Source organism: Pseudoduganella sp. UC29_106 (assembly GCF_044055365.1).
Lineage (GTDB): Bacteria > Pseudomonadota > Gammaproteobacteria > Burkholderiales > Burkholderiaceae_D > Rugamonas.
The window spans coordinates 6,298,960-6,323,867 of sequence record NZ_CP171977.1 but is presented as its reverse complement, the minus strand read 5'-3'; the positions used below and the strand labels follow the sequence as shown (position 1 = coordinate 6,323,867).

At 64.4% G+C, this 24,908-nt stretch carries 25 protein-coding genes and 1 pseudogene; 13 read left to right on the top strand and 13 right to left on the bottom strand.

What is annotated here, in order from left to right; all coding sequences use genetic code 11:
* Positions 1 to 7: 7 nt before the first annotated feature.
* Positions 8 to 781, bottom strand: coding sequence for an SDR family NAD(P)-dependent oxidoreductase (locus tag ACHMW6_RS31465; RefSeq protein ID WP_395403013.1), 774 nt, complete (start codon positions 779 to 781; stop codon positions 8 to 10).
* A 47-nt stretch (positions 782 to 828) separates the two neighbouring features.
* Here ACHMW6_RS31465 and gcvA point away from each other — a divergent pair, with 47 nt between their 5' ends.
* A complete protein-coding gene (gcvA, locus tag ACHMW6_RS31460) occupies positions 829 to 1,740 on the top strand; it encodes a transcriptional regulator GcvA (RefSeq protein WP_395403011.1) in 912 nt (303 codons plus the stop codon).
* On the opposite strand, the gene ACHMW6_RS31455 is transcribed toward gcvA, so the two are convergent.
* The gene (locus ACHMW6_RS31455) at positions 1,731 to 2,495 is read right to left on the bottom strand and encodes an SDR family oxidoreductase (protein ID WP_395408758.1); all 765 of its coding nucleotides are present in this window, start codon (positions 2,493 to 2,495) and stop codon (positions 1,731 to 1,733) included. The two genes, gcvA and ACHMW6_RS31455, sit on opposite strands and share 10 nt — an antisense overlap.
* A 9-nt stretch (positions 2,496 to 2,504) precedes the next feature.
* Positions 2,505 to 2,846, bottom strand: coding sequence for a carboxymuconolactone decarboxylase family protein (locus ACHMW6_RS31450; RefSeq protein WP_395403009.1), 342 nt, complete (start codon positions 2,844 to 2,846; stop codon positions 2,505 to 2,507).
* 158 nt (positions 2,847 to 3,004) lie between these two features.
* On the opposite strand from ACHMW6_RS31450, the gene ACHMW6_RS31445 reads away from it, so the two are divergent.
* The 3 genes from ACHMW6_RS31445 to ACHMW6_RS31435 all read left to right on the top strand — a co-directional run bounded on the left by ACHMW6_RS31445 (position 3,005) and on the right by ACHMW6_RS31435 (position 5,408).
* A complete protein-coding gene (locus ACHMW6_RS31445) occupies positions 3,005 to 3,472 on the top strand; it encodes a hypothetical protein (protein WP_395403007.1) in 468 nt (155 codons plus the stop codon).
* Positions 3,472 to 4,353 (top strand): DUF2145 domain-containing protein, encoded by an 882-nt coding sequence (locus tag ACHMW6_RS31440; protein WP_395403005.1) that lies wholly within the window; start codon positions 3,472 to 3,474, stop codon positions 4,351 to 4,353. Before ACHMW6_RS31445 ends, ACHMW6_RS31440 begins: the two co-directional genes overlap by 1 nt.
* A gap of 80 nt (positions 4,354 to 4,433) precedes the next feature.
* Entirely contained in the window at positions 4,434 to 5,408 is a 975-nt protein-coding gene (locus tag ACHMW6_RS31435) for an alpha/beta hydrolase (protein WP_395403003.1), read from the top strand.
* Here the strand turns inward: ACHMW6_RS31435 and ACHMW6_RS31430 are convergent.
* Complete coding sequence (locus ACHMW6_RS31430; protein ID WP_395403001.1) at positions 5,405 to 6,154, bottom strand: substrate-binding periplasmic protein; 750 nt, start codon at positions 6,152 to 6,154, stop codon at positions 5,405 to 5,407. The two genes, ACHMW6_RS31435 and ACHMW6_RS31430, sit on opposite strands and share 4 nt — an antisense overlap.
* Before the next feature lie 181 nt (positions 6,155 to 6,335).
* Between ACHMW6_RS31430 and ACHMW6_RS31425 the strand changes: the two genes are divergently transcribed.
* Complete coding sequence (locus ACHMW6_RS31425) at positions 6,336 to 7,844, top strand: tetratricopeptide repeat protein (RefSeq protein ID WP_395402999.1); 1,509 nt, start codon at positions 6,336 to 6,338, stop codon at positions 7,842 to 7,844.
* Here the strand turns inward: ACHMW6_RS31425 and ACHMW6_RS31420 are convergent.
* Positions 7,838 to 11,140 carry an ATP-binding protein gene (locus ACHMW6_RS31420; RefSeq protein ID WP_395402997.1) on the bottom strand — a complete coding sequence of 1,101 codons (3,303 nt, stop codon included), beginning with the start codon at positions 11,138 to 11,140 and terminating at the stop codon, positions 7,838 to 7,840. The genes ACHMW6_RS31425 and ACHMW6_RS31420 overlap by 7 nt on opposite strands.
* Before the next feature lie 20 nt (positions 11,141 to 11,160).
* Entirely contained in the window at positions 11,161 to 12,189 is a 1,029-nt protein-coding gene (locus tag ACHMW6_RS31415; RefSeq protein ID WP_395402995.1) for a hypothetical protein, read from the bottom strand.
* Between the two features lie 171 nt (positions 12,190 to 12,360).
* Here ACHMW6_RS31415 and ACHMW6_RS31410 point away from each other — a divergent pair, with 171 nt between their 5' ends.
* The 5 genes and pseudogenes from ACHMW6_RS31410 (at position 12,361) to yghU (ending at position 16,193) form a co-directional block, all read left to right on the top strand.
* A complete protein-coding gene (locus ACHMW6_RS31410) occupies positions 12,361 to 12,621 on the top strand; it encodes a hypothetical protein (RefSeq protein WP_395402993.1) in 261 nt (86 codons plus the stop codon).
* Positions 12,584 to 13,573 carry a peptidase M48 family protein gene (locus ACHMW6_RS31405; RefSeq protein ID WP_395402991.1) on the top strand — a complete coding sequence of 330 codons (990 nt, stop codon included), beginning with the start codon at positions 12,584 to 12,586 and terminating at the stop codon, positions 13,571 to 13,573. Before ACHMW6_RS31410 ends, ACHMW6_RS31405 begins: the two co-directional genes overlap by 38 nt.
* 3 nt (positions 13,574 to 13,576) lie before the next feature.
* Entirely contained in the window at positions 13,577 to 14,140 is a 564-nt protein-coding gene (pnuC, locus tag ACHMW6_RS31400) for a nicotinamide riboside transporter PnuC (protein WP_395402989.1), read from the top strand.
* A gap of 1 nt (position 14,141) precedes the next feature.
* Positions 14,142 to 15,318 (top strand): annotated as a pseudogene (locus tag ACHMW6_RS31395) (MFS transporter).
* A 29-nt stretch (positions 15,319 to 15,347) separates the two neighbouring features.
* Entirely contained in the window at positions 15,348 to 16,193 is an 846-nt protein-coding gene (gene yghU / locus ACHMW6_RS31390) for a glutathione-dependent disulfide-bond oxidoreductase (RefSeq protein WP_395402987.1), read from the top strand.
* Here yghU and ACHMW6_RS31385 read toward each other — a convergent pair.
* The 3 genes from ACHMW6_RS31385 to ACHMW6_RS31375 are packed head-to-tail and all read right to left on the bottom strand — an operon-like array spanning position 16,186 to position 18,586.
* Entirely contained in the window at positions 16,186 to 16,908 is a 723-nt protein-coding gene (locus ACHMW6_RS31385) for an SIMPL domain-containing protein (protein WP_395402985.1), read from the bottom strand. The two genes, yghU and ACHMW6_RS31385, sit on opposite strands and share 8 nt — an antisense overlap.
* Complete coding sequence (locus ACHMW6_RS31380; RefSeq protein ID WP_395402983.1) at positions 16,908 to 18,200, bottom strand: TonB family protein; 1,293 nt, start codon at positions 18,198 to 18,200, stop codon at positions 16,908 to 16,910. Before ACHMW6_RS31380 ends, ACHMW6_RS31385 begins: the two co-directional genes overlap by 1 nt.
* Complete coding sequence (locus tag ACHMW6_RS31375) at positions 18,197 to 18,586, bottom strand: BlaI/MecI/CopY family transcriptional regulator (protein WP_395402981.1); 390 nt, start codon at positions 18,584 to 18,586, stop codon at positions 18,197 to 18,199. The genes ACHMW6_RS31380 and ACHMW6_RS31375 overlap by 4 nt, the downstream gene beginning before the upstream one ends.
* Positions 18,587 to 19,046: 460 nt before the next feature.
* On the opposite strand from ACHMW6_RS31375, the gene ACHMW6_RS31370 reads away from it, so the two are divergent.
* Entirely contained in the window at positions 19,047 to 20,423 is a 1,377-nt protein-coding gene (locus tag ACHMW6_RS31370; RefSeq protein WP_395402979.1) for a TonB-dependent receptor plug domain-containing protein, read from the top strand.
* On the top strand, positions 20,420 to 21,469 hold the full coding sequence (locus tag ACHMW6_RS31365; protein WP_395402977.1) for a TonB-dependent receptor domain-containing protein: 1,050 nt from the start codon (positions 20,420 to 20,422) through the stop codon (positions 21,467 to 21,469). Before ACHMW6_RS31370 ends, ACHMW6_RS31365 begins: the two co-directional genes overlap by 4 nt.
* A gap of 161 nt (positions 21,470 to 21,630) precedes the next feature.
* On the opposite strand, the gene ACHMW6_RS31360 is transcribed toward ACHMW6_RS31365, so the two are convergent.
* Entirely contained in the window at positions 21,631 to 22,404 is a 774-nt protein-coding gene (locus ACHMW6_RS31360; RefSeq protein ID WP_395402975.1) for a response regulator, read from the bottom strand.
* Positions 22,405 to 22,661: 257 nt separating this feature from the next.
* On the opposite strand from ACHMW6_RS31360, the gene ACHMW6_RS31355 reads away from it, so the two are divergent.
* Positions 22,662 to 23,159, top strand: coding sequence for a winged helix-turn-helix transcriptional regulator (locus tag ACHMW6_RS31355; protein WP_395402973.1), 498 nt, complete (start codon positions 22,662 to 22,664; stop codon positions 23,157 to 23,159).
* A gap of 12 nt (positions 23,160 to 23,171) precedes the next feature.
* On the opposite strand, the gene ACHMW6_RS31350 is transcribed toward ACHMW6_RS31355, so the two are convergent.
* From ACHMW6_RS31350 to ACHMW6_RS31340, 3 genes are read right to left on the bottom strand one after another with little or no spacing between them, the layout of a single operon-like run.
* A complete protein-coding gene (locus ACHMW6_RS31350; protein ID WP_395402971.1) occupies positions 23,172 to 23,927 on the bottom strand; it encodes an anti-sigma factor family protein in 756 nt (251 codons plus the stop codon).
* Positions 23,924 to 24,427 carry an RNA polymerase sigma factor gene (locus ACHMW6_RS31345; RefSeq protein ID WP_395402969.1) on the bottom strand — a complete coding sequence of 168 codons (504 nt, stop codon included), beginning with the start codon at positions 24,425 to 24,427 and terminating at the stop codon, positions 23,924 to 23,926. Before ACHMW6_RS31345 ends, ACHMW6_RS31350 begins: the two co-directional genes overlap by 4 nt.
* Positions 24,428 to 24,433: 6 nt before the next feature.
* On the bottom strand, positions 24,434 to 24,790 hold the full coding sequence (locus ACHMW6_RS31340) for a hypothetical protein (RefSeq protein ID WP_395402967.1): 357 nt from the start codon (positions 24,788 to 24,790) through the stop codon (positions 24,434 to 24,436).
* Positions 24,791 to 24,908: the final 118 nt, after the last annotated feature.

Below are 24,908 nucleotides of genomic sequence, written 5' to 3'. Positions count from 1 at the left end.
TCTTCAATCAGCTATGGCCGGCCGACGCACCGCCATCGACAGGCAGCACGGCGCCGGTAATCCAGGAGGCCTCGTCCGAAGCGAGGAACAGCACCGCGTCCGCGATATCGGACGGCTGGCCGTTGCGCCCCAGCGGATGGAAGGCATTAAAGGTGGGGAGCACATTCTTGACGTGCGCCGGGTCCATGAAGGTACCGAAGATCGGCGTCTCCACCACGGCCGGCGCTACCGTGTTGATGCGGATCTTCGACGGCGCCAGCTCGATGGCCAGGTTGCGCGTGAGCGCATGTACGCCGGCGTTGGCGGCCGAGTAGGCAGCGGCAGGCGTGGCGCCGACTGCCTGGTTGGCCCAGAACGATCCGGTCTGCACGATCACGCCGCCGCCACGCTTCTGCATGGCCTTCGCAGCCGCCTGCGCCATGAAGAATTTGCCCTTCAGGATCGTATCCAGGAACCAGTCGTATTCCTGCGCATCCACCTCAAGGAAGGATTTGGGACGGAACACGCCCGCGTTATTGAAGAGGATGTCCACTCCGCAGAACTCGCGTACCGCAAGGTCCACCAGAGCCTGTGCGGTGGAGGGCAGGGCGATATCGCCCGCAAGGATGCGCGCACGTTCGCCGCTGGGATCGATATCGTTCGCGGCCTGCTCAAGCCTGGCCGCATCGCGTCCACCGATGACAACCTGCGCGCCCGCTTCAACCAGGCGCTGGGCCACTTCCTTGCCGATGCCGGAACTGCCGCCCGTTATAACCGCAACTTTGTTCAGAAATTTTTTCATGATAGTGGGAAAATATGAGACGTTGACTATTGGTTCGTAGTACGAAGATGACCACCCCCGCGTACCTGAACGCCCTGAAAGCGTTCGAAGCCGCCGCAAGGCACCAGAGTTTTGCCGCCGCTGCCGCAGAGCTGAACGTCACCGCCGCAGCGGTGGGGCAGCAAGTTCGCAGCCTTGAGTCGTGGCTGGGCATCGCCCTGTTCGACCGCCTCGGCAGCGGGTCGTCGCGCCTGATCCTCACTGATGCAGCGCGCGCTGCGCTGCCCGACATCCAGGAAGGCTTCGCAAAGCTGAGCATCGGCCTTGCGCGCCTGAAGGATGAAACAGCGCACGCCCAGTTGAGCGTTACCGTCAGCCCCGCCTTTGCCACCAAGTGGCTGCTGCCGCGGCTTGACCGCTTCCAGCACGCCAACCCAAACCTGAACGTTTTCCTGAACACCAACTGGCGCACCGTCGATTTCGTCGCCGAACAGATTGACATCGGCGTGCGCTACGGCGCGGGCAAGTGGACCGGCCTGACCGCGGTGCACCTGATGAAGGAAACGCTCTTCCCCGTATGCTCACCGGACTTTCCGCTGCTGGTTGATGGCAAGCTCTCGATCGAGGCGCTGTCCCGCGCCACTCTGCTGCACGACGTGACCGCCATTTCCGACTTTCCCGGCTGGCGCCACTGGCTGAACGAATTCGCTTACTCAGGCATCCAGGCCGACAATGGCCTGCGCATCAATAATTCCGCGTCCGTGCTGCAGGCCGCGATGGATGGGCAAGGTGTCGCACTGGCGCGCAGCGTCATGGCGTCCGACGACCTTGCCGCCGGCCGCCTGATCAAACCCTTCGGTGAGCAATGCAGCGCCCTGAACCTGGGCTACTACGTCGTGTATCGCACCGAATGTGAAAGCCTCCCGAAGATCAGGGCCTTCCGCGACTGGCTGATTTCAGAGGCAGCGGCTCAGAGCTGACCGAAGCCGCCGTCCACCACCAGTTCGGAACCGAGCATATAGCTGGACGCATCGCTGGCCAGGAAGAGCACCGCACCCGCGATTTCCTCCGCGCTGCCAAGGCGGCCGATCGGGATCATGTCGACCGCGCCCTGGATGTAAGCCTTGAATTCCGTATCGGTCTGGCCCGGATGTTCGGACTGGCCGACACCGCGCAGGATCGGAGTTTCGATCAGGCCCGGGCTGACCGCGTTCACGCGAATCCGGCGCGGCAACAGTTCGGCGGACAGCGTACGCGCGAAGGAGCGTACCGCGGCCTTGGATGCGGACAGGGCGCCGCGGCCCGGCGCGCCGACCTGGTTCAGCCAGGCAGTGTTGAGGATGACCGAACCGCCCTCGCGCATGATGGGTTCCACCGCCTGGATGGTGAAGAAGGCGCCCTTCACGTTGATGTCCATCAGTGTGTCGAACTGTTCCTCGGTGGTGGTCGCCAGCGGCGTAACGAAGGCCACGCCCGCGTTGGCGAAGAGGATATCCAGGCCGCCGAAGCTTTCCTTGACGGTGGCTGCCATGCGCTGCAGGTCGGCGCGGGAGCGCACGTCCGCTTCCAGTGTGAGCACGTCGTTGCCGAGGACTTCGCGTGCCTGATTCAGGGAGGCGGCATCGCGGCCGGTGATGGCGACGCGGGCGCCATTTTCGAGGAGCAGTTTTGCCGTGGCCAGGCCGATGCCGGAGCTGCCGCCGGTGATCAGTGCCGTTTTGTTTTTCAACATGATGGATTCTCCTTACTTGTTCGTGAGCGCGTCGTGGGCGTCGAGCACACGTGCGGTGTAGGTCAGTGCGGCGCCCGCATTGAGAGCGACGGCCACGCCCAGCGCTTCGGCGATTTCCTCGCGCGTTGCACCTCGTGCGACGGCATTTTTCGTATGCACGGCGATACAGCCGTCGCAACGGGTGGTCACGGCCACGGCCAAGGCGATCAGCTCATGGATCTTGGGGCCGAGCGTGCCGTTCTTGCCTGCCGCATCCATCATGCCGATGCCGCGCACGGTGTCGGGGCTCAGCTTCGCGAATTCGCCAACGCGGCCAAGGAGGGCTTCGCGTTGTGTGTTCCAGTCCTGCATCATGGTTCGTTCCTTCAGGTGGTGATCGATGAACCCATTATTGGCGTCCGTGTCTCGCCCGACAAACGCGATTATTTGCGTCTCGCCTAAAGAAAATCTTTGCCGCGAACCTTGTGAGACAATCACGCCTGCCTTTATTCCACGCACTTGAAATTTTGACTATGGTTTCTCCTGTAACGAAACTCCTGCGTAACGCCGCATTCGCGTCCCTGCTGGCGGCCAGCTTCTCCCTGCCGGCGCATGCCGAAAGCTTCGCATCCTCGGCTTCCAGTGCCGGTTCGGCATCGTCGGGCAGCGTGTCCGATTCCATTGGCGGTTCCAGCGACAGCTCCAGCGGCAAGAAGAAGGTCGCAGCGGGCCAGTACCGCGTGATCGACATTGCCCAGGCTCCGGGCAAGGCAGGCAAGGTTCGCCTGACCCTGCGTGCCGCTGATGCCGGCATGAGCGGCGAGTTCTATCTGGACGTGCCGAACCGCGCGCTGGCCGACCAGCCGCTGGCGGCAGGCAATCTGGTGGACGTGCGCGAGCGCGCCTATGGCTACGAGTTCGCCAATGTGCAGACCCAGCGTCCGTTCTTCCTCGCGCTGCACGACGACTGGTATAGCGAGCTGCGTTCCAACGCTCTTTGATGAAGTTGCGCCTCGCCGCGGCTGCGCTGGCGGCGTGCTGGGGCACGTCGGCGCTGGCGGGCGGCCTCGTTTTCTGCGACCGCGCCACCGACATCACGGCCGCGGACCAGGACCGCATGCTGCGTTTCAGCGCCGTGGTGAAGGAGGAGCTGGAGCGCTCCGGCGCGCAGGTAGCCCTGGTGTCGCGCGCCGGCACGGACCTGAGCCGCTTCGGCATCCGCTATTCGCATGCGGGCATCGCCTTGCGCGACAGTCCGAATGGCACATGGTCGGTGCGCCAGCTTTACTACGCTTGTGACGAGTCGCGTCCGCGCGTGTTCGACCAGGGCATGGCTGGCTTTGTGGTCGGCGCCGATGCGGCGCGGCTGGGCTATGTGTCGATGGTGATGCCGTCCGGTCCGCGCGCCGACGCCCTGGCGTCAACGGCGCTGGACAAGCCGCTTGCACTGGCCCTGCTGGCAAGCGATTACAGCGCCAACGCCTACGCCTGGGCCACGCGCTACCAGAACTGCAACCAGTGGGTGATGGAGATGCTGGCCGGCGCATGGGGGGCGCGCCGTGGCCGCGATGAAGCGCAGCAGTGGCTGCGCGAGCAGGACTACGCGCCCGAGGAAGTAAAGATTCCCGGCCAGGCGCTGATGTTCGCGGGCCAGTTCATTCCGCTCGTTCACCTGAGCGATCATCCGGTTGACGATATCTATGCGCTGAAAATGCGCGTCAGCATGCCCAGCTCCATCGAAGCTTTCACGCGCCGCGAAGTGCCGGATGCGCAGCGCGTGGAGATGTGCTACGACACGCAGCGCATGGTCATCCACCGCGGCTGGCAGCCGCTCGGCCCCGGCTGCGAGCCATTGCCCGGCGACGAAGTCATCGCCTTCTGATCTTCCATATTTCGATGGCCGGCGAATTGTTGGCCTTTTAAGCGGGCTAGCATGCGCGCTTTCGATATGGAGACATTATCATGAGCAAGCTGATTTTCGCGGCCGCCACCGCCGCCGCCACGCTGGCCGGCGCGAGAGCAGACGCGCGCGCGGAAGTGCTGGCGACTGCCAGCCACGTGCCGGGACTGCAGATCCGGCTGCGGCACACGCCGCCCGCCATGGCGACGCGGGCGGCCCGCATTCCGGTCCTGTTCATCCACGGCGCTTCTTTCCCTTCCGCACTGGCCTTCGATTTCCGCATGGACGGCCAGTCATGGATGGACAGGCTGTCCGCACGCGGCCACGATGTCTACGCGCTGGACTTCCTTGGTTACGGCCTTTCCGACCGCTACCCGGACGCGCAACAGCCGCAAGGCCGCGCGCGCGACGTGGTGCAGGATGTCGACCGCGCCGTAGACCTGGTGCTGGCGAAAACCGGCGCGCGCCAGGTAGCGTTGATCGCACACTCGTGGGGCGGCTCCGTGGGCGCCTTGTACGCAGAGCGGCATGCGGCAAAGGTAGGCAAGCTCGTACTGTTTGCGGCGATTACCGTGCGCAATGAAGCCGGGCCGCGTACGGCGGTGCCGCCGTATGAGGAGCTGACGCCGGTGCAGCGCATCGCGGGCATGGATAGCCTGCGCCCAGCGAGCGAGCCTTCGCAGCTGCATGCGGACGTGTATGCGCGGTGGGGCGAGGAATGGCTTGCGTCGGCGGCGGGGGCGAGCGCGGCGGCCGGCGCTGTGCGCTTCCCCTCCGGCCCCTCGGCCGACGCCGACGACCTGCGCCACGGTCAGCCCTATTACGATCCCGCGCGCATCAAGGCGCCAGCGCTGCTGGTGCGCGGCGAATGGGACGCGTGGCCCAACGATGAAGACTACAGGCAGCTCAAGGCGCGTATGACCGGCGCCGCAAGCACGGAGTACGTGATTATCCCGCGCGGCACCCACGTCATGCACCTGGAAGCCGCGCACACGCAGCTGAAGCAGGCGGTGGAAAACTTCCTCGAACGGGACTAGTCGATGCCGTAGCGCTCGCGTATCGCGCGCAGCGTGCCGTTCCTCTCAAGCAAAGCAATCGCCCGGTTGATGCGCGCCAGTTGCTCGCGCGTGGTGCTGGCAGCATTCAGCATCATGTGCACGGGCGCGTGGTAAGGCACAAAGGGCAGGGCCTCGATCGCTACACCCAGCTGGCGCGCCGCATAGCGCAACGCCACGGTGTCACCCATGATCAGGTCCGCGCGCCCTGCCTTCAGCATCCTGATGCCCTGTTCGAAGCTGCTGAAGGTGCTGCGCTTGCCGCCGGCGTCCAGCCTGGGCAGTGCGCGTTCGTAATCGGCGCCATAGAAGCCGACACGGGGCGTGAGCAGCGAGGAGCCGGCATCCGCCAGGGCCGTGAAGCTGCTGATGTCGCGGTAGCGCGGCTGCGCCGCCGGGAGCGAGAACAGGCCGACAGTCTCATTGCGGTAGGGTAGGCTGAAGCGTGCGATGCCGCGGCGTTCCGGCGTGTCGAAGGCCGCGAGCAGCAGGTCGATGCGGCCCTGTTCGAACATCAGTTGCCGGCGCGCCGGCGGAACTTCTTCTTCCTCTTTCAACTTGCAGCCGGCCTGGCGCAAAATGGCGGAGGCCAGCTCGTAATCGATACCGGTGAGATGGCCGCCGCTGCGGTAGATGTAAGGCGGCCAGTCTTCGGGCGCCATGCGCAGCGTGCACGCGTGCAGCGGCATGGCGAGCACGCATAGCAGGGCTGCAAACAAATGCCTCATGAGAGTCGCTTCGAGAAATTTTCTACACGCGTAAGTGTTTCAGAAGCGACTGGCAATGTAAAGATTCTGGTGCCGGTATATTTCCCGACCGCCGGCGCCGGTAGTGGTGCTGAACACCAGAAGCCGGCATTCTGCCCTTTGAATATGACAGGCGTTTGACTGATGTGCTGTAATACGCGATATGAATGACAAGCAATTATTGTTGCAACAAGCGGTGACGCTGCATCAGCAGGGCGATTTCGCTCGCGCGCAGGCTTTGTACGATGAGGTGCTGGCCGCCGATCCGCGCAATTTCGATGCCTTGCATTTGAGCGGGGTTCTGGCGCGCCAGCGCGGCGATGCGGAGCGCGCGCTCGCCCTGATCGGGCAGGCGATTGCCATTGACGACGGCAAGGCCATCGCACACTGCAATCTCGGCGTCGCCTTGCAGGATTTGCGCCGCCACGCAGACGCGCTGGCGAGTTTCGAGCGCGCGCTGGCGCTGCAGCCGCGCTACCCGATGGCGCACAGTAATCGCGGCAACGCCTTGCGCAAGCTGGGGCGCACGGAGGAAGCGCTGGACAGTTATGCCGCCGCGCTGTCCGTGCAGCCGGACTATGCGGAGGCGCTGTGCAACCGCGGTGCGGCATTGCAGGAACTGGGACGCCACGAGGAAGCGCTGGATGACTTCGGCGCGGCGCTGTCCGCCCGGCGCGCGTATCCGGAGGCGCTGCATGGAGCGGCGAATTCCTTGCTGGCCCTGGGCGAAGCGGGGCAGGCGCTGGAAGGCTTCGAGCGCGCGCTGAAGCTGCGTCCCGATTATGCGGAGGCATGGTGTGCGCGCGGCAGCCTGCTGTTGCGCGCGCAGGACTTCGATGAAGCGCGCGCCAGTTTCCAGCATGCGCTGGATATTCGCAACGACTACGCCCGCGCCCAGCTCGGCCTGGCGAATACCTTGCGCGCCATGCAGCGCGTGCCGGAGGCTGTTGCGGCCTATGAGCAGGCGCTGTCGCTTGGCGCGGACCCGGAAGTTGTCGGCTATATGCTGGCTGCGCTGGGTGCGCAGCAGGCGCCGTCGTCTTCGCCTGCGGCGTATGTGCAGGGCTTGTTCGATCAGTATGCGGGACGTTTCGATCGTCACCTGGTGGAAGTGCTGCAGTACCGCACGCCGGCCTTGCTGGCGGACGCCTTACGCCGCAGTGCGTTGCAGTCGGTTGCGGCCGAGCCGGTGCACGATGTGCTGGACCTCGGTTGCGGCACGGGCTTGTGCGGCGCGTTGCTGCGTCCACTGGCGCGCAGGCTGGAGGGCGTGGATCTCTCGCCGCGCATGTTGGAGCGGGCGCGCGAGCTGGGCATCTACGATGCGCTGCATTGTGCGGAGATGACGGAGTTCCTGCGCGCGCGGCCTGCCAGTGCGGACCTGGTCGTGGCGGCGGATGTGTTTGTGTATGCGGGCGATTTGTCGGCCGTTTTCGCCGCGGCGCGGGCGGCTTTGCGGCGCGGCGGGCAGCTGGCGTTTTCTGTCGAGGCGCTGGCGGACGGCGAGTTTGCCTTGCGCGCGTCAGGGCGCTATGCGCATTCGGAGGCTTATCTGCGCGCGCTCGCTGCAGCGCATGGGTTTGAGGTGATCGCGATGGAGTCGTGTGTATTACGCAAGGAGAATAGCGCGGACATCGCCGGCCTGCTGGCGGTGTTGACGGCGGATCATTGATCTGCCGAACCGTAGAGCAGTGGCGCGGCCTGCGTGAACCCGTACACCGCGCCCTGCGCGCGCAGCGCAGACAGGCGGGCGCCGGCCGCCTCGTCGCGCGCGGATTGCCACTGCGCGCAATCCCGAATCAGCTGCACATGATGCTCCACCCACGTGCAAGGCTCGGCCGAACCGCAAGCCGCCAGCTGCTCCGCATAAAACTCCGCCGACACAAAATCTCCATCCAGCAGCGACACTTCCGCCGCATTGAGATAGAAGCGATAAGCATTATGCGCCAGGCAGTCGCGTGTGAAATAGGACGCGCCCTTGAGCAAGGCGCGCTTGCGCACCGCCGCGTCGCGGGCAAACAGGGCCAGCGTCCCCATCACCCACGGGCCGATGAAATTCTGCAGCTTATGCCGTTCCACATCCTCGGCCACGGCAAGAATCTGGCGCAAGGCCATATCGTGGTCGCCGCGCTGCCAGGTAATGCGCGCCTGGCTCTCGCGCAGGAAAGTCTCGAAGCGCGCGCTGCCAAGTGAGCGCGCCAGTTCGAGCCCTGATTCCACCTGTTCGTGCGCCGCATCGGCCTGGCCGCTGGAAACGAGCGCCCAGCCGGCCGTCATGCGCGCAAACGTCTCGGCGCGGCGGTTGCCCACCTTGCGCGCGATATCGGCCGAGGCCAGCGCATCCGCCACGGCGCGCTCCGACTCGCCCAGGTAGATGCGTGTTGAACCGAGTGCCGAGCGGTTGGCCGCCTCGATATGCAGATAGCTGTGCTGCTCGCACATGGACAGGCACTCGCTGAACAGCTCATTCGCTTTGCGCATGCGTCCCTGCGCGTAATACGAATCGCCGACGCCGCTCAGCGCGCGCGCCCGCGTTTCGGCCATATCGCTGGCCTGCGCATAGCGCGCCGCATCCTCGTGATAGCGGCGGCATTCGCTGTAGTCGCCGCGCGGGAAGTAGATATTCCCCTTCAGGTAAAGCAGTTTGCCCAGCGCGGCCTCGGCGCCGATGGACATGGCCAGCGGCACTGTCTCGTCCAGCAGGCGCTCTTCCTCTTCCAGTTCCTCGAGAATATTCAGCGTGGTCGCCAGCCCGACAACCGCATCGATCTTTTCCTCGGGGCGCCCGGCCAGCATCATCGCGTGCTGGTAGTACTGGCGCGCATTGCCCATCTGCCCCATGCCCGCACTGGCGTGGGCGCGCAGCAGGGCCAGGGGGAAGCTGGAGAAACTGGTGGAATCGGCCTTGTTGCACTCGCGCGTGAGATCCAGCGCCGCCTCGTATTCATGCTGCGAGAGCTTGCCCTGGATCGCCGTCAGCATCATGTCCAGCGCGCCCGGATCGCTGGCGCGGTAGAGGTGCTGGGCGCACTGCGCGGCATCGTGTTCGCGGAACAGGTCCGCCGCGATGGCGTGCATGCGCTGCTGCTGTTCACCCTCGATGGATTCGTAAATGCAGTGCATGACCAGGTCGTGCACGAAGGCGTAGCGCCCCGCGCCGGCAGGACGCAGCAGGCTGTTTCGCCCGGACGCGGGCGGCGTGTATTCCGGCTCGCCCAGCGCGGCGCGCAGCTGCGCCAGTTCGAAGCGGTTGCCCAGCACGGACGCCATGCGCAGCGCGCGGCTGTGCTCCGGCGGCAGGGTGTCGAGGCGGGCCTGGATCAGGTGTTTCAGGCTGTCCGGGAGGAGGTCGCCGGGGTTGGCCAGCAGCTGCGTAAGAAAGAGCGGATTCCCCTGCGCGCGTTCGACGCACTGGCGGCGGAATGCGGGATCGACTTCGCTGTACTGGTCCGCCAGCGCCACCGCTTCGCGCGGGCTCATGGGACCCAAGTCGAACACGGTCAGCGCCATATCGTAAAGCTGCGGGCGCAGCGCCGCTTCCAGCGGATCGTCGTCGACGCGCGAAGTTAACACCCACAGCACGGGCGCCTCGCGCGTGGCGGACAACAGCGCGGCCAGCGCATCGAAGAAGTGCGGCTCGCCCCAGTGCACATCCTCCACCGTGATCTGCAGCGGCTCGTTGACGGCCAGGCGCAGCACCAGTACTTCCAGCGCTCGCGCCAGCCCGCGCTCGCGCACCTCGTGGCTCATGGCGCCGTAGAGGGCGGTCTGCTGCGTCTCAAGCGGCACGCCGCACAGCGCGCGGAAGAACATCGCGGATTCCTGTGGCAGGCGCAGCGTGGCGACGGTGTCTTCGATGACCTGGGCCGCGTCCGCACTGGAGGCGCTGATGCCGAAGAGGCTGCGCGCCAGTTGTTCGAGCGGAGCGCGCCAGTTGTCCGCGCCGGCATCCGCCACCTCGCAGCTGTGGCAGCGCATGCCATCCTGGCGCGCGATCTCGGCGAATTCCTGGGCCAGGCGGCTCTTGCCCACGCCTGCCATGGCGCGCAGGTAGACCAGGCTGCCGCTTTGCGCTTCCAGCATGGCTTCCACCACGGCCTTGAACTGGCGCGTTTCGGAATAACGCCCGATCAGGGCCGGCAGTGCGGCCGCATCGCCGGCGGCGGCGCGGCTGAAGGCGATATAGCCCGGGAAGCGGCGCGGCCCCGTGTCGAACAGGAAGCGGCCATCCAGCTGCGGCACGAGGCCGGCCGATACATAGAGCGGCAGGCGGATGGGCCGTGCCGCCGCTTCGGGCAGGCGCAGGTCCGGCAACGCGCCTTCAACGCGGCCGGGCCGTCCGTGCTCCCAGCGCGCAAGGCGGATCGCCATCGCACGTCCGCCATTGGCCAGCAGCAGGCGGTTCAGCTCCAGCGCGCAGCGCACGGCACGCTCGGCATCGGAGCGGTAGGCTCGCGGCAGGCCGAACACGGCCCACAGCTGGGCACCCGTGACGGATTCCACGCGGCCACCAAATTGCAGCACATGGGCGCCCACTTCCTGCTGCAGCTTATGGTCCGGCGGTTCGGAAAGCTCGATGTGCAGCATCACCACGTAGCGCACGATGTCTTCGGCGAGCGGTGCGGCCGGCTGCAGGGAGGCGTAGGCGGCGGCAAAGTCCGCGATCTGCTGCGGTACATCGGCCGGCATGGAGGCGGAGGCGCTGGACGCAACCAGCGATTCCAGGGTTACCCCATAAACCTGGGCCAGGTGGCGCGCGGTGCGGTACAGGACCACCTTGCCCGTTTCGGCGCGCTTGATGGAGGCAATGGAAACGCACAGCTGCTGGTGGAAGCACAATTCGGCAAGCGCTTCCTGGCTTAGTCCGCGGGCCTTGCGCAATTTCTTTAGCAAACTGGCATCAAGCAGGACACGGCCGTCGGATGGAGCTTGCTCGCTGGCGTAGGGCGTGTTCTGGTCCGGACTCATGGCCCGACCAATATAGCACGTCAAACCGGGTGCGGCCCCGCTGCCTGCGGCATTTGGCGCTCAATGCGGCCAGCGTTGTTGGGTTTTGGGCCGAGCGGCGCGAAAGTGGTGGCCAGGCTGTGGGCATTGGTGCCGAGGAAAGCGCCTTTGACGGGACCGACGACGCGCACGCCGGATTCGAAGCGCAGTTGTCCAAGAAGCACATAAGGCACGGCGATGGTGGAATAGGTCACGGCAATCGAGGCGCGCAGCGTCGTTTGCGGGCCCATGGCGACAGGCGTGTTGAAGCCCCAGTTGCGGGTGCTGGTCTGGGCGCCGTTCGGTTCATAGCGCTTGGCTTCGGACGACAGCTGGCATTCATCGCCATCCATCTCCGGCACCGGCGCGCGGAAGTGGGTGTCGGCGCAGTAGCGGGCGTTGAGGGCATTGGTCCACGCCGTGGTTTCGGTCACTGCGATCGCGCCCAGCACGCGGTGCGTCTCTTCTTCGTTCTTGCAGTTGCAGAGGGTTTCGCTATACAGGCTGGCGGGGCTGGTGCGCAGCACGCAGGCCTGCTCCATCTCGTATTCGATGTGCAGCACTTCGACAATGCTTTCCACGCGGTCGGTGGCGCCGCTGGCCCAGATCAGGCCACAGCTGTCGTCCGGTCCCGTGCCCTTGCGGACGGAGAAATTGCCATCATCCTGCAGCGCACCGTAGAAGCGGCTGCCCTTGGCCGTCATCTGGCTGCCCCAGTGCCAGCCGGCGTTGTGCGCCAGGTCTGCGCCCTGGTAAATGCAGAAATTGCCGTCGTTCTGCACCAGGGCGAAGAAGGGGCCTTCCGCCGGTTTGCTGGCGCTTTGCCAGAGCAGGGCTTCGGGATCGCTGTCGTCGATGCCCCGGTAGACGGCAAAGCAGCCGTCCTCGCGCAGGGTGGCGAAGAACAGGCCGTTGTCGGAAACGATGATGTCGCCCACGTGGAATACCTCATTCATCGGCAGCGCGGCGTTGAAACGGCGGCCTGGCGGCAATGTGATGGTGGGCAGGGTGACGGCGGGCAGGGTGCTCATTGCAGATAAATCCGTGGCTGGGTGGTATGGAGCCAGTATCCAGCCCTGCCGCCGCGGGCGACAGTCCAGTGTCGTCTCAGTTCGGTATCAGATGATCCCGGTATTAATGGCGAATTAATATTAAGTTAATGTAGGTTTTATTTTTTAATAAACTATCCTAAAATGCGCGCCATGGAGCTGACTTATAAAAACGAGCGCGTGCTGTTTTTTCTGATGATGGGGTTTTCCTTATTATTCTGGACCGCGCTGATTGCCACTGTGCCGCTGCCGGGCGCGCTATGCCCGGTACTTGTGGTTCTTGCGCACGTATTTGTTAACTCCGCTCTCGCTGCCTGGCTGAAAGGGACCGGGGTCAAAAATAAGCTACCAGCAGTTTCCGGACCTGCGGTCGCGCGTGGACGTCTGCTGCGAGCGCCTTGGCTTGCTGGATAATCCCAGCGCCTATCTGGTGCAGGTGCGCGGCGCGCTGGATGTGATTGCCCTCCGAATTCTGTCCGGACGATTTATCATCCTCGATAGCGCTATTGTGGAAGCGCTGGAAGATAAACCCGAGGCCATCAATTTTTATATTGGCCACGAGATCGGCAACATCAAGCGGCGCAATCGCCGCTGGGCACCTTTATTAATACCGGCGGCCGTGCTGCCCCTGCTGGGCGCTGCCTATTCGCGTGCCTGCGCCTATACCAGCGACCGGCACGGTTTCCTGGCCTGCGACAGCCTGCACAGCGCGGAGCAGGGCCTGGCCGCCCTGGCAGCCGGGGGACGCCGCCGGCGCCAGCTCAGCGTGACCGAGTATGCGGAACAGTCGCGGGAATCGGCGGGTTTCTGGATGTCCTTCCATGAACTGGTGTCGGACAGTCCCTGGCTGGTCAAGCGCATGGCAGTCCTGAACGCCATGGCGGCTGGGCGTCCTCCCGCCGTGCCCGAACGCCCCCCCTTGGCCTTCGTGACGGCGCTGTTCGTGCCGCGCACGGGCGTCGTCGGCGGCGTGGGCGGCCTGCTGGTGCTGCTGGCCGTGCTGGGCATCGCCGGGGCGGGCCTGCTGCCGGCCTACCGCGAAAACCGCGACCTGCAGCGCATTGCCAGCGCGGTGGAAGTCGGCAAGGAAGCCACGGCGGCGGTGGAGCGCTACTACTACACCAATGGCCGCAGTCCGGACACCCTGTCCGAGGCGGGCTTCGCGCTGGACGATCCGGGCCGCGCCGTGGTGTCGGTGCAGCTGGATGCGGGCGGCGTGGTGCGCGTCTATCCTTCCGCCTACGAGTGGCGCAGCAAGCCGATCGCCTTCGTGCCCGTGCAGGATGCGGACCATAAGCTTTCCTGGCTGTGCGGCAGCGCCCAGATTCCAGCCCACCTCCTTCCGTCCGAATGCAGGGATAATTGAGGGATGACCTCTCCCCTCGAACTGGCCGCCAACGCGGTCATGACTGTTTCCATCGTCCTCGCCGGACGCAATAATGTCCATTCCTGGTGGCTCGGCATCATCGGCTGCTCGATGTTCGCGGTGCTTTTTTACACGACCCAGCTCTATGCGGACGTGGCCCTGCAACTGTTCTTCATCGTCACCTGCGCAATCGGCTGGCTGCGCTGGCTGCGCGGCGACCACGGACACGCATTGCACATCACCTCCGCCCATGTCCGCACGCTAAGCTGGATGGCGCTCACCGGCCTGGCGGCAACCGTGGCGTACGGCGCCATGCTGAAGTACTACACTGATGCTTATGCACCTTTCATCGATTCCTCGGTGCTGATGTTTTCCATCGTGGCGCAGGTGCTGCTGATGGGGCGCCGCATCGAAACCTGGCCGGTATGGGTATTGGTGAATACTGTTTCCGTTCCGCTGTACGCAAGCCGCGGCCTTTATCTGACGTCCGCGCTGTACGCGGCCTATTGGGTCAATGCGGTGGTGTCGTGGTGGTTCTGGCGCCGCCAGATGAGGGCAGGGGCATAGCATGGCTTCGAAGATACCGTCCGGTGTATGGCTCCTGGGCCTGGTCAGCATGCTGATGGACGTATCTTCGGAAATGATCCACAGCCTGCTGCCCCTGTTCATGATCGGCCCGCTCGGCGCCAGCGTGTTCATGGTGGGCCTGGTGGAAGGCCTGGGCGAATCCACGGCGCTGATCGTCAAGGTGTTTTCCGGCGCCTGGAGCGACAGGCTTGGCAAGCGCAAGGTGCTGGCCGTATTCGGCTACGGCATGGCCGCTGCCACCAAGCCCCTGTTTGCCGTGGCGCCGGTCGCCGGCATGGTGCTGGTGGCGCGCCTGCTGGACCGCATCGGCAAGGGCATGCGCGGCGCGCCGCGCGATGCGCTGATCACGGATATCACGCCGTCCGACATGCGCGGCGCGGCATTCGGCTTGCGCCAGTCGCTCGATACGATAGGCGCCGTGGCCGGTCCGCTGCTGGCGGTGGTGCTGATGCTGGCCTGGGCCAACGACTTCCGCGCCGTGTTCTGGGTGGCCGTGATACCGGCCGTCGCTTCGGTCACTCTGCTTTGGCTGGGCGTGCGCGAGCCCACGGGTTCCTCCGCCCCGAAACGCTCGCCGCCATTGACGCGCAAGGCCATGCGCCGCATGGGCAGGGACTTCTGGATGGTGGTCATTTTCGGCGCCGTGTTCACGCTGGCGCGCTTCAGTGAAGCCTTCCTCGTGCTGCGCGCGCGAGCAGGCGGGCATGTCGCTGGCGATGGCGCCGCTGGTGATGGTGGCGATGAATGTGGTCTATGCCGCCACGGCTTATCCGTTCGGCAAGCTGTCCGATAACTACAGCCACCACAAGATGCTGGCGCTGGGCCTTGCCGTGCTGATAGCCTCCGACCTGGTGCTGGCACAGGACGGCGGCTGGATGCTGGTGCTGGGCGGCGTGGCGTTGTGGGGCGTCCACATGGGCCTTACGCAAGGGCTGCTGTCGCGCATGGTGGCCGATGCCGCGCCGGACAATATGCGCGGCACGGCCTTCGGCTTCTTTAATCTCGCCAGCGGCATCGCCATGCTGCTGGCCAGCGTGCTGGCCGGGCTGCTGTGGGAACGCTACGGCGCCGCCGCCACCTTCTATGCGGGCGCCGCTTTCAGCCTGCTGTCACTGCTGGCGCTTGGCTGGCATGCACGCTTTGGCGGAATGCGCTAGTATCGTCCCCAAAATTTTTGGAGCGCGATATGAGCGATTACACCCCACCGCCAGTGTGGACATGGGATAAATCGGCCGGCGGCACCAACCGCCCGATCGCCGGCGCCACGCACGAGAAGGAACTGCCTGTCGGCCGTCATCCGCTGCAGCTTTATTCTCTCGGCACGCCGAACGGCCAAAAGGTCACGATCATGCTGGAGGAGCTGCTGGCCCTGGGCCACGCGGGCGCCGAGTACGACGCATGGCTGGTCCGCATCAACGGCGAGCAGTTTGGCAGCGGCTTTGTGGAGATCAACCCGAATTCGAAGATCCCGGCGCTGGTGGACCGTTCCGGCGCCGAGCCGGTGCGCGTGTTCGAGTCCGGCGCGATCCTGCTGTACCTGGCGGAGAAGTTCAGCGCATTGCTGCCGAAGGACCCTGTAAAGCGTACCGAATGCCTGTCCTGGCTGTTCTGGCAGATGGGCAGCGCGCCCTTTATCGGCGGCGGTTTCGGCCACTTCTTCCATTTCGCGCCGGTGAAGATCGAGTATGCGATCAACCGCTATGCGATGGAAACCAAGCGCCTGCTCGATGTGCTGGACCAACGCCTGGCCGGCAACACCTGGATCGGCGGCGAGGAGTATTCGATTGCCGATATCGCCTGCTTCCCGTGGTTCGGCGGGCTGGTGAAGGGCTGGGTCTACGGCGCCGCCGAGTTCCTTTCCGTGCACGAATACAGGAACGTTCTGCGCTGGGCCGACGCCATGCTGGCCCGCCCCGCCGTCAAGCGCGGACGCATGGTCAACCGCACTAGCGGCGCGCTGTCCGAACAACTTCACGAGCGCCACGACGCCAGCGACTTCGAAACCAAGACGCAGGACAAGCTGGCTACTTGAGCCGGAATACGGCGTGCACGGCCTGCGTGAAGGCCAGGTTGAGCGGCACGGCGTAGCGTGCCGTGCTGGCCGCTGCGGGCGGCGTTGCCGTGCGCACGCCGGCGGGCGCTGCTGATTCCTGCAGCCCGAATGGCGCGGCAAGCTTGTCCAGCGGCGCGCGCGTGATGGCCTGGACGGGACCCAGCTTGCGGCCGAAGGATTCGGCCAGCAGCGCGCCGTTGCCGTGCGCGTCCTGCGCCGCTTCGGCCATCAGCTTCGTGTTGACGCGGTCACGGTCGGTGCGGTCGAACGACACGTTCATGTTCTCGACGTGGTCGAGTCCCACCAGCGACGCTACCAGCGGCTGCCACTGTGCCAGGTCGCGCACCTGCACGCGGAAGTGGCGCGCCAATGAATAGGTTTGGGTGATGCCGCTGGCGGTCGGGCGTGAGAGCTGCGTGGTCTTCTTCGCCAGGTCGAAGCATTCGATGTCCGCTTCCGGGATCCCGCGTTCGGCCAGCGCGGCCAGCACCGTGGTGGCAAGCGCCTCCAGTTCGGCCGCGGCGTCCTCGGAACTGGGACTCTGCGCACCGAGGTCGAATTGCAACTCGCCGATGTCGGGCGCCAGCCAGACCTGGGCTTTGCCGCTGGCGGTGACGAAGGGATACTCGGGCAGGGGCGAGGCTTGCGCGCCAAGTGCGGCGCACAGGGCCAGTGCAGTCAGCAGTCCGCGCATCAGTTGTGCAGCTGCCAGACGTACATCATCTGCATCCAGGACTCGACCGGCTTGCCGTTCACCTTGGCGGGCTTGAAGCGGCATTTGGAGATGCCGCTTTCCGCAGCCTTGTCGAGGCCCGGATAGCCGCTGGATTTCTTGACTGTCGATTGCAGGACTTCGCCTTCGGCCGAGATGAGGAAGCCCAGTACGACTGTGCCCGTATGGCCGGCCTCGAGGTCGGGCTTCGACCATGCAGGCTTGGAGCAGCTCTTGAAGTCCACCATTGCGCGGTCCTCGAGCTTAGGAGCTGGCGCGGCGTGCGGCGGCGCGTCGGCATCGATGTGAGCGTTGGCGACGTTGGCCCCGCAGGCCGCGGCCAGGGCCAGCACGCCGATGACGGCCTTCCAGTTGCTTGCGGCAGGTTGCGGTTGCAGCAGATGCTTGATGCGCTTCATCAGGTCTCCTCCGTCGGCGCCGAGCGCCAGGTGGTGGTTGGAAAACTGGAGTTTCTCCAGCTCGGAAAGTGCAAGGGCCAGGCGCCGCGGTTCGCCCGACTGGCTTGAGGCGAGATCGTCGGCAATCAGTTCACGTTCGCTGCGGACGCGGCGCGACAGCCACCACACCACAGGGTGATAGAACAGCAGGATTTCGATCAGGTTCTGCAGCAGGTTCACGAGGTAGTCGTGACGCCGCACATGGGCCAGTTCGTGCGCCAGCAGCGCTTCCAGCAGGTCGGGCGGCATGCCCGTTATCAGCGTGCCGGGCACCAGCACCACGGGACGCCACCAGCCGGCCGTCATTGGGCTGGCCAGCGTGTTCACGATGCGCAACCGCACAGGGCGCGCAATGCCGAAGCGCTCCGCCATCGCCGACAGGCGCGCTTGCCAGACAGCGTCTGAGTCGCCACGGCGCGCGGCGCGGCCGATCCACAGCAGTCCAAGCACGGAGCGCGCGCACAGCAAGACGATGCAGGCCAGCCAGAAGGCGACCACGCCGCCCAGATGCGCGCGTAGCATGCCGGGCCAGCCGGCGCCGAAGCCGGCCAGCGCGGCCAGGGCGGACAGACTGGCCGCGCCGGATGCGCTGTCGGCGGCGAGCGCAGGGCCGGCGGGAGCGGTGAGGCGCAGCACCAGCCCCGCGGCCGGCCAGGCCGCACACATCAACAGTGCCAGGCAGGCGACGAGATAGCGCTGCGTCGCCGGCGCACGGCGCAGCATTACAAGCAGCAGCGCAGCGGCGGCGCCGATCAGCGCGCCCTGCCAGACGAAGTGCACCAGCGTCCAGCCGACAGCCTCGGTGGCCGCGGTCATGGCGGCGCTGATTGCTGGTCCCCGTCTTTCAGCAGCTTCTCGATTTCTTCACGGTCCTTCTTGCTGATACCGCTGCGCAGGGCAGTGAGCACCAGCGCCTTGGCCGAGCCGGAGAAGGCGCGCTGCAGCAGGTCTTGCAGCATATTGGTCTGCATCGCTTCCTTGCCGACGGCCGGCGCGTAGATGTGGGAGCGTTGGCTCTCATCGCGGATCAGCAAGCCCTTGCCGTGCATGATCTGCATCAGGCGCAGCACGGTGCCGTAGGCGACATCCGGGCGCTCCTTCAGCATGGCCTCATGTACCTGCTTGGCGGTTGCGGCGCCCAGTGGCCAAATGAATTGCAGCAGGTCCAGTTCCGCTGGAGTCGGTTTGGGTGGCGTTTTCATAAGTCCAGAATAGTCTGTCTAGACAGACTTGTATACTTCTTTTATGCCGCTGTTGCGACTTATAGACAAACTTGTCTATATGTGATTTTTGGCATATGTAACTGCATTTAAATTCGTTTCACGCGTGAAAGTACTTGTGTATAGTTCAGTAATGTCTTATTTCAGCCAAACATCCCGTAATCACTTCTCTCGCAATCCCGTGCTTTCTATGGCGCGGCGAATGTGCCGCTGTATCTAACCCCCGCCGTAACCCCATCGCGTAGCACCGCACCGTTTCACAAGAACGGCAGTGGACGCGCGTGCCTACATCCCATCAAGAGGAAAATATGTTCAAGCCACTCAGTATTGCCCTGGCCATTGCGGCCGCATTCCCGCAACTCGCTGCCGCCCAGGAGGAACTGGCGCGCGTTGTCGTCACCGGGTCCAGATCCGCACCGCGCAGAAGGAGGGCGCCAGCGCCGTGCAGGTGTTCAGCGCGAAGGACCTTGCCGCCACGGGCAAGACCAACGTCGCGGATATCCTGCGCACCATCTCCGCCAACAGCGGCAACAGCTACAACGAACAGTTCACCGGTTCCTTCTCGGCCGGCACGGCGGGCCTTTCGCTGCGCGGCCTGGGGCAGAAGAACACGCTGATCCTCGTGAACGGTAAGCGCGTATCGAGCTACGCCACGGCGCAGAACCTGCAGGAGACCTTCGTTGACCTGAACAGCCTGCCGATGGCGGCCGTGCAGCGCATCGAAGTGCTGAAGGATGGCGCGTCCTCCGTCTATGGTTCGGACGCGGTGGCGGGTGTGGTCAACATCATCCTCTACAAGGAATTCACGGGAACCGAAGTGAGCGCGCAAGTGGGCACGTCCACTGAAGGCACTGGCCAGGTCGAGCGCAGCGCATCGCTGCAGACGGGCTTTGGCAGTCTCGATGAAAAGGGCTGGAGCATCGTGTTCTCGCTGGATGCGCTGAAGCGCGACAAGCTGCAGCAAAGCGATGTGTCCTGGATGCGCGATTCCGATTTCCGCGGCAATGCGAACGGCACGCTGGGCTGGGTGCCGACCAATTACTTCGGCACTGATCCGACGAAATTCCTCGGCGGCGTGCAAGGCCCGCTGCAGGTCAAGCCATACGGCGACATCACGCCGGGCAAGAAGGGCAGTGTGCTGGCCTATAACCCGGCCGAATTCCGCACCCTGATTCCGGGCGTTGAGCGCGTCCATACCTCGCTGCGCGGCACGCTGAAACTGAATGAAGATACGGAAGCCTACGCCGACCTGCTGTACGGCTACTCCTGGGCCGAGCAAACCTTCAGCGCTCCGCTGACGGTGGGTAGCGGCCTGCGCGCCTGGAACAATGGCAAGCAGGCGCTGGACACGATCAATGTGGTACTGCCTGTCGGCCATCCGAACAATCCGGGCACGACGCCGCTGCCGTTCACCGCCACGCTGTTCGATCTCGGTCCGCGCATGAAGCAGGATAAGGTCGATTTCTACCGCGCGCTGACCGGCGTGAAAGGCGTGTGGCAGGGCTGGGACTATGACTTTTCCGTCGGCCGTTCGGGCAGCAAGCTGAAAGAGACGGTACAGAACTTCGTCAACCGCTACGAGTTCGAGAAAGTGCTGGCGGACGGCAGCTACAACTTCGCCGACCAGTCGAAGAACAGCGAGGCCGTGCGCAATCGCCTGCGCCTTTCCACTCTGCGTCCCGCTGAATCCACGCTGACCACGGTGGACTTCAACGCGTCAAAGGAAATCGCGCAACTGCCGGCCGGTCCGCTGGGCTTTGCATTCGGCGGCCAGTGGCGCCAGGAAGAGATGGACTCTCGACTTCGACCGCCGTATTGAGCGGCACCGAACTGCGCCCGGCCATCAATATCATCAACGGCAAGCGCGATGTGACGGCGCTGTTCACCGAGTTCAATATCCCGGTAGTGAAGGACCTGAGCGTGAACCTGGCCGGCCGCGCCGACCGCTACTCGGACTTCGGCAGCGCTTTCTCGCCGAAGGCCAGCGTGCGCTATCAGGCGGCGCCGTGGCTGCTGCTGCGCGGCACGGCGTCGCGCGGCTTCCGTGCGCCGTCGCTGCCGGAGATCACGAATTCGACTTCGGTCAGCTATGGCAATGTGATCGATCCACGCGATCCGATCACGCCGACGCAGGCGCGCGGCATCACCAATATCACGGTCGCCAACAGCGCGCTATCGCCGGAGCGTTCGAATAACCTGAACCTGGGCTTTGTGTTGTCGCCCACTTCGACCAGCAGCATCGGCCTCGATTACTACCGTATCCGCACCAATGGCGTGATCGGCACCGAAAGCGCGGACAGCATCATCGCCAACGAGGGCGCGCATCCTGAGAAAATCGTGCGCGACGCGCAGGGGCGCATCACGACGCTGTATCGCCAGTATGCGAACCAGGGCGATCGTCTCGCCAGCGGCTTCGACCTGGACCTGCGCCAGCGCTTCCCGCGCACGGCTTACGGCAGCTTCACGCTGAATGCGCAATTGAGCTATGTGCTGAAGTTTGAGCAGCCTTTGTCCGTCGGGGCGCCGCTGACCAATGGGGCTGGCAATAACTGGTTTGGGTCGATTCCGAAGTGGCGCGGCGTGACGGCTGCGAACTGGGAGAATGGTCCGTATAGCGGCACGCTGACCTGGAATTATGTGGATGGATATGACCAGACTACGCGTCCGGGCGAGCGGGTGAAGCCGGTGGGGACTTTTGACGTGAATCTTGGGTATAAGGTGAGCACGGCAACTACGCTGAACCTCATTGTGCTGAATGTGGGGGACAAGCGGCCTTCGTGGGATTCGTCGTTTGCGTTCTTTGATTACACGCAGTCGGATCCGCGGGGGAGGTTTGCGTCGGTTAAGTTGACGCACAAGTTTTAAGCCGCGTCGCCCTCACGCACGGCGGATCAATGATCCGCCCTACACCCTTCGGGCCGTCACGCGATGGGAGATGGCACCCGGAACACGAATGTCGCATACCACGACGCGTAGGGCGGATCATTGATCCGCCGTGCATGCGGTCCCGCGGCCTGCGCGATGGATTACGCCGTATCGTCCTGCAACGACGCGCGGAACGCGCTCGGCGTGTTGCCGGTTTTCTCGCGGAAGGCGGTGGCGAAGTTGCCGGCGTTGTTGAAGCCGATGAGGAGGGCGATGTCCTGGACATCCATATCCGTATCACGCAGCAGCTGCAAGCCGCGCTGGATGCGCGCCTCGCGGATGAAGGCAAACACCGTCATCCCCGTGTGCGTGCGGAACAGGTGGTTCAGTTTCTCGCGATAAGTGCCCACGCTACAGGCAATTTCCGCCAGGGTCGGCAGGGCGGCGAGATTGTCGGAAATCAGCCGCTTGGCCGCATTCACGATGACAGTATCCGGATCCGCCGGCGGCGCTTCCTCCTGCGCGACAGGCGCCGGCTGGCGCTGGATCAGGTTCAGGTGCACATGGATGCGCGCCGCCAGTTCGCCAGGCGTGAAGGGTTTCGAAACGAAATCCACCCCGCCAATCGAGAGTCCCATGATGCGATCCTCCACCGCATCCGTTCCGCTCAAAAAGATGATTGGAATGTCGCGCGTGGCCGGATTGGCCTTCAGCAGGCGGCAACAAGTGTAGCCGTCCATGTTCGGCATGCGCACATCGAGCAGGATCAGGTCGGGCCGGCTGGACAGCGCGAGCTGATAACCCTGCTCGCCGTTGAAGGCTACGGAAACGCGATAAGGCAGTTCGCTAAGCAGGTCCACGAGCATGCGCTGCTCGAACGCGGAGTCATCCACGATCAGGATGTTGCGAACTTGTGCATCACTGGTCAGGTACATGTGGGCGCATTCATACAAGGGGCTGTTGCTTATTATGCCCAACTTCCATGAAATTTTTCATTTTTCTCCTCTGGCAAACATGCTGTCGCGTCTGGCAAAAGCGAAACCCCTTTTGCTTCGCCAAAATGCACTAGCAATCCTGCAGTTTTGCAGGGTTGAGATCCGCTAGTGATTATTGGTGAGTCTTTTCAGGCACTTTTAGATGTAAAACAGAGACTGGCGTTGACACTTGGTTATCCACCTGAAACGGAGGAAATATGAAACACACAGACTTTGGCCAGATGCCGTGCCCAATCGCTCGCAGCCTGTCCAAGGTGGGTGAGTGGTGGAGCATCCTGATCCTGCGTGATGCTTTCTACGGCTTGACCCGCTTCGATGAGTTCGAGAAGAGTCTGAAAATCGCCCCCAACATGCTGACCCGCCGACTGGCCGGGCTGGTTGAAGGCGGGCTGATGGAGCGTCGACAGTACAGCGCCCGCCCACCACGCTATGAATACGTGCTGACCAAGGCGGGCCGCGACTTCAAACCTGTACTGCTGGCGTTTGTCGCATGGGGCAATGAACACCTGTCGCCGGAAGGCGCGAGCCTGTTGGTGGTGAGCCGCGAAACCGGCAAGCCGGCCGACCAGGTGCTGGTGGATGCCAACAGCGGCCTGGCCATCAACGATGAGGACTATATGTTCGCACCGGGCCCGGCAGCGAATGAAATCACCCGCATGCGGATCGCGGAAGCGAGCCGCCGGATGCATAGTTGATTCAGGGGCGGATCATTGATCCGCCAACTGGTCGTAGACCACCTTCGCTACACGGCCCAGGTCCGGGCGGCTGATGCCACCGGACAGCGCATAACCGAAGCTGCCATCGATCCAGTAGAAAACGCTCACTGCTCCCTCTTGCGCGAAACGGAAACCCGTTTCGCGTTTTTCTTTCTGGCCCGAGCTCACGTAAAGCGTCAGGCGCTGGCCGCTGGCGTCGGCGTACATGAATTGCGCGACGGGGCCGCCATCGCCGGGCAGCAGCCGGCCGCCCACCAGTTCATAGCCCAGCGCACCAAGCTGGGGCGGTTTTAGCTGCGTGCCCAGGCGTTTCGACAGCCAGGCCACCAGATGCTGTTGCTGATCCGCCGCAACTTCGACGGGATGACGCACCTCCGGCACATAGACGGCGTGGGCCACGGCCGCCATGCGCGGCAGGTTTTCGGCCGAAACTGTTGGCGCCGCGCCACGCAGCGACCAGCCGGCGACCCCGCCCAGCAGGCCAGCGCCGACGGCAATGGCGGCCCCGGCGGCAATGCGCACCCACGGCCACTGGCGTCGCCGCGGCTTGATGTGCGCATAAGGCAGGGGTTCGTCCAGGACGGGGTTGAACAGTGCGCGCAACTCCTTGTTCTGCAGGCGGTAAGCCTTCAGGCGTTCCGCTTCCTCGGGCCGGGTGGCCAGGTAGGAGTCCACGTCGGCGCGGCGGGACGGGGCCAGGTAGCCGTCAACCCAGGCTTGCAATTCGGCTTCGGTAGGCATGTTCATTTCACGACTTTCAGCGGCGCGGGCACGGCCTGACCGAGCATCAGCAGGCGCAGGCGTTCGCGTCCGCGCGACAGGCGCGACATCACCGTTCCCAGCGGAATGCCGAGCGTGCCCGCCACTTCCTCATACGTCATTTCTTCCAATGCGACCAGCAACAACACCTCGCGCTGTTCGGCAGGCAGCAGGGCCAGCGCGGTCTGCACATCGCGCAGTTCCAGCCGGGCGGAGGCGGACGTGGGCGCGGGCGTCGGCGGCGCCTCCTCCAGTTCGACCGTGGACAAATGCGGGCGCCGCATCTGGTCCACGTGCAGGTTGTGCATGATGCTGAACAGCCAGGCCCGCATATCGCTGGTCGAGCGCCACTGGGACAGGCGCGCCCAGCCGCGTTCCACGGTGTCCTGCACAAGGTCATCGGCGCTGCAGCGCTCGCCCGTCAGCGCCCGCGCGTAACGGCGCAGGCGCGGCAGGCAGGCAAGCAGGCGTTCGCGCGGGTCCGGCATGGGCGTTTACTTCACCAGGCGCCACATATCCTTGAAGCCATCGCCGTTACGGTCGCCGGCCTTCTTGTCGCCGGCGAAGGTATAGACGGGCTTGCCCTTGTAGGCCAGCTGCTTGAAGCCGTCGTCGCGGGTGATGGTCGACCAGTCGCCCGACACGTCGCCGGTGGCGGCCACGGCCGGCCAGTTCTTCAGGCAGGCATCTGCGCAGGCGCTCTTGCCGCTGCCGGCGGTGTCCTTGTCGAAGGTGTAGATGGTCATGCCTTCGCCATTGACATAGATGTCGCCGGATTTTTTGACGGGATCGGCGGCAAAGGCGGTGGCGCTCAGCAGCAGGGCGGAAATCAGCAGGGCAGTACGTTTCATGGTCAGTCTCCTTCAGGTGGGTGAACAATGGCGTATACGAAGTGTGCGGCCCTTCTATTCCATCCTGCGTAAAATTATTTTCCACACAACGAAAAGACACAAGTCCTGAAAGCGGCTT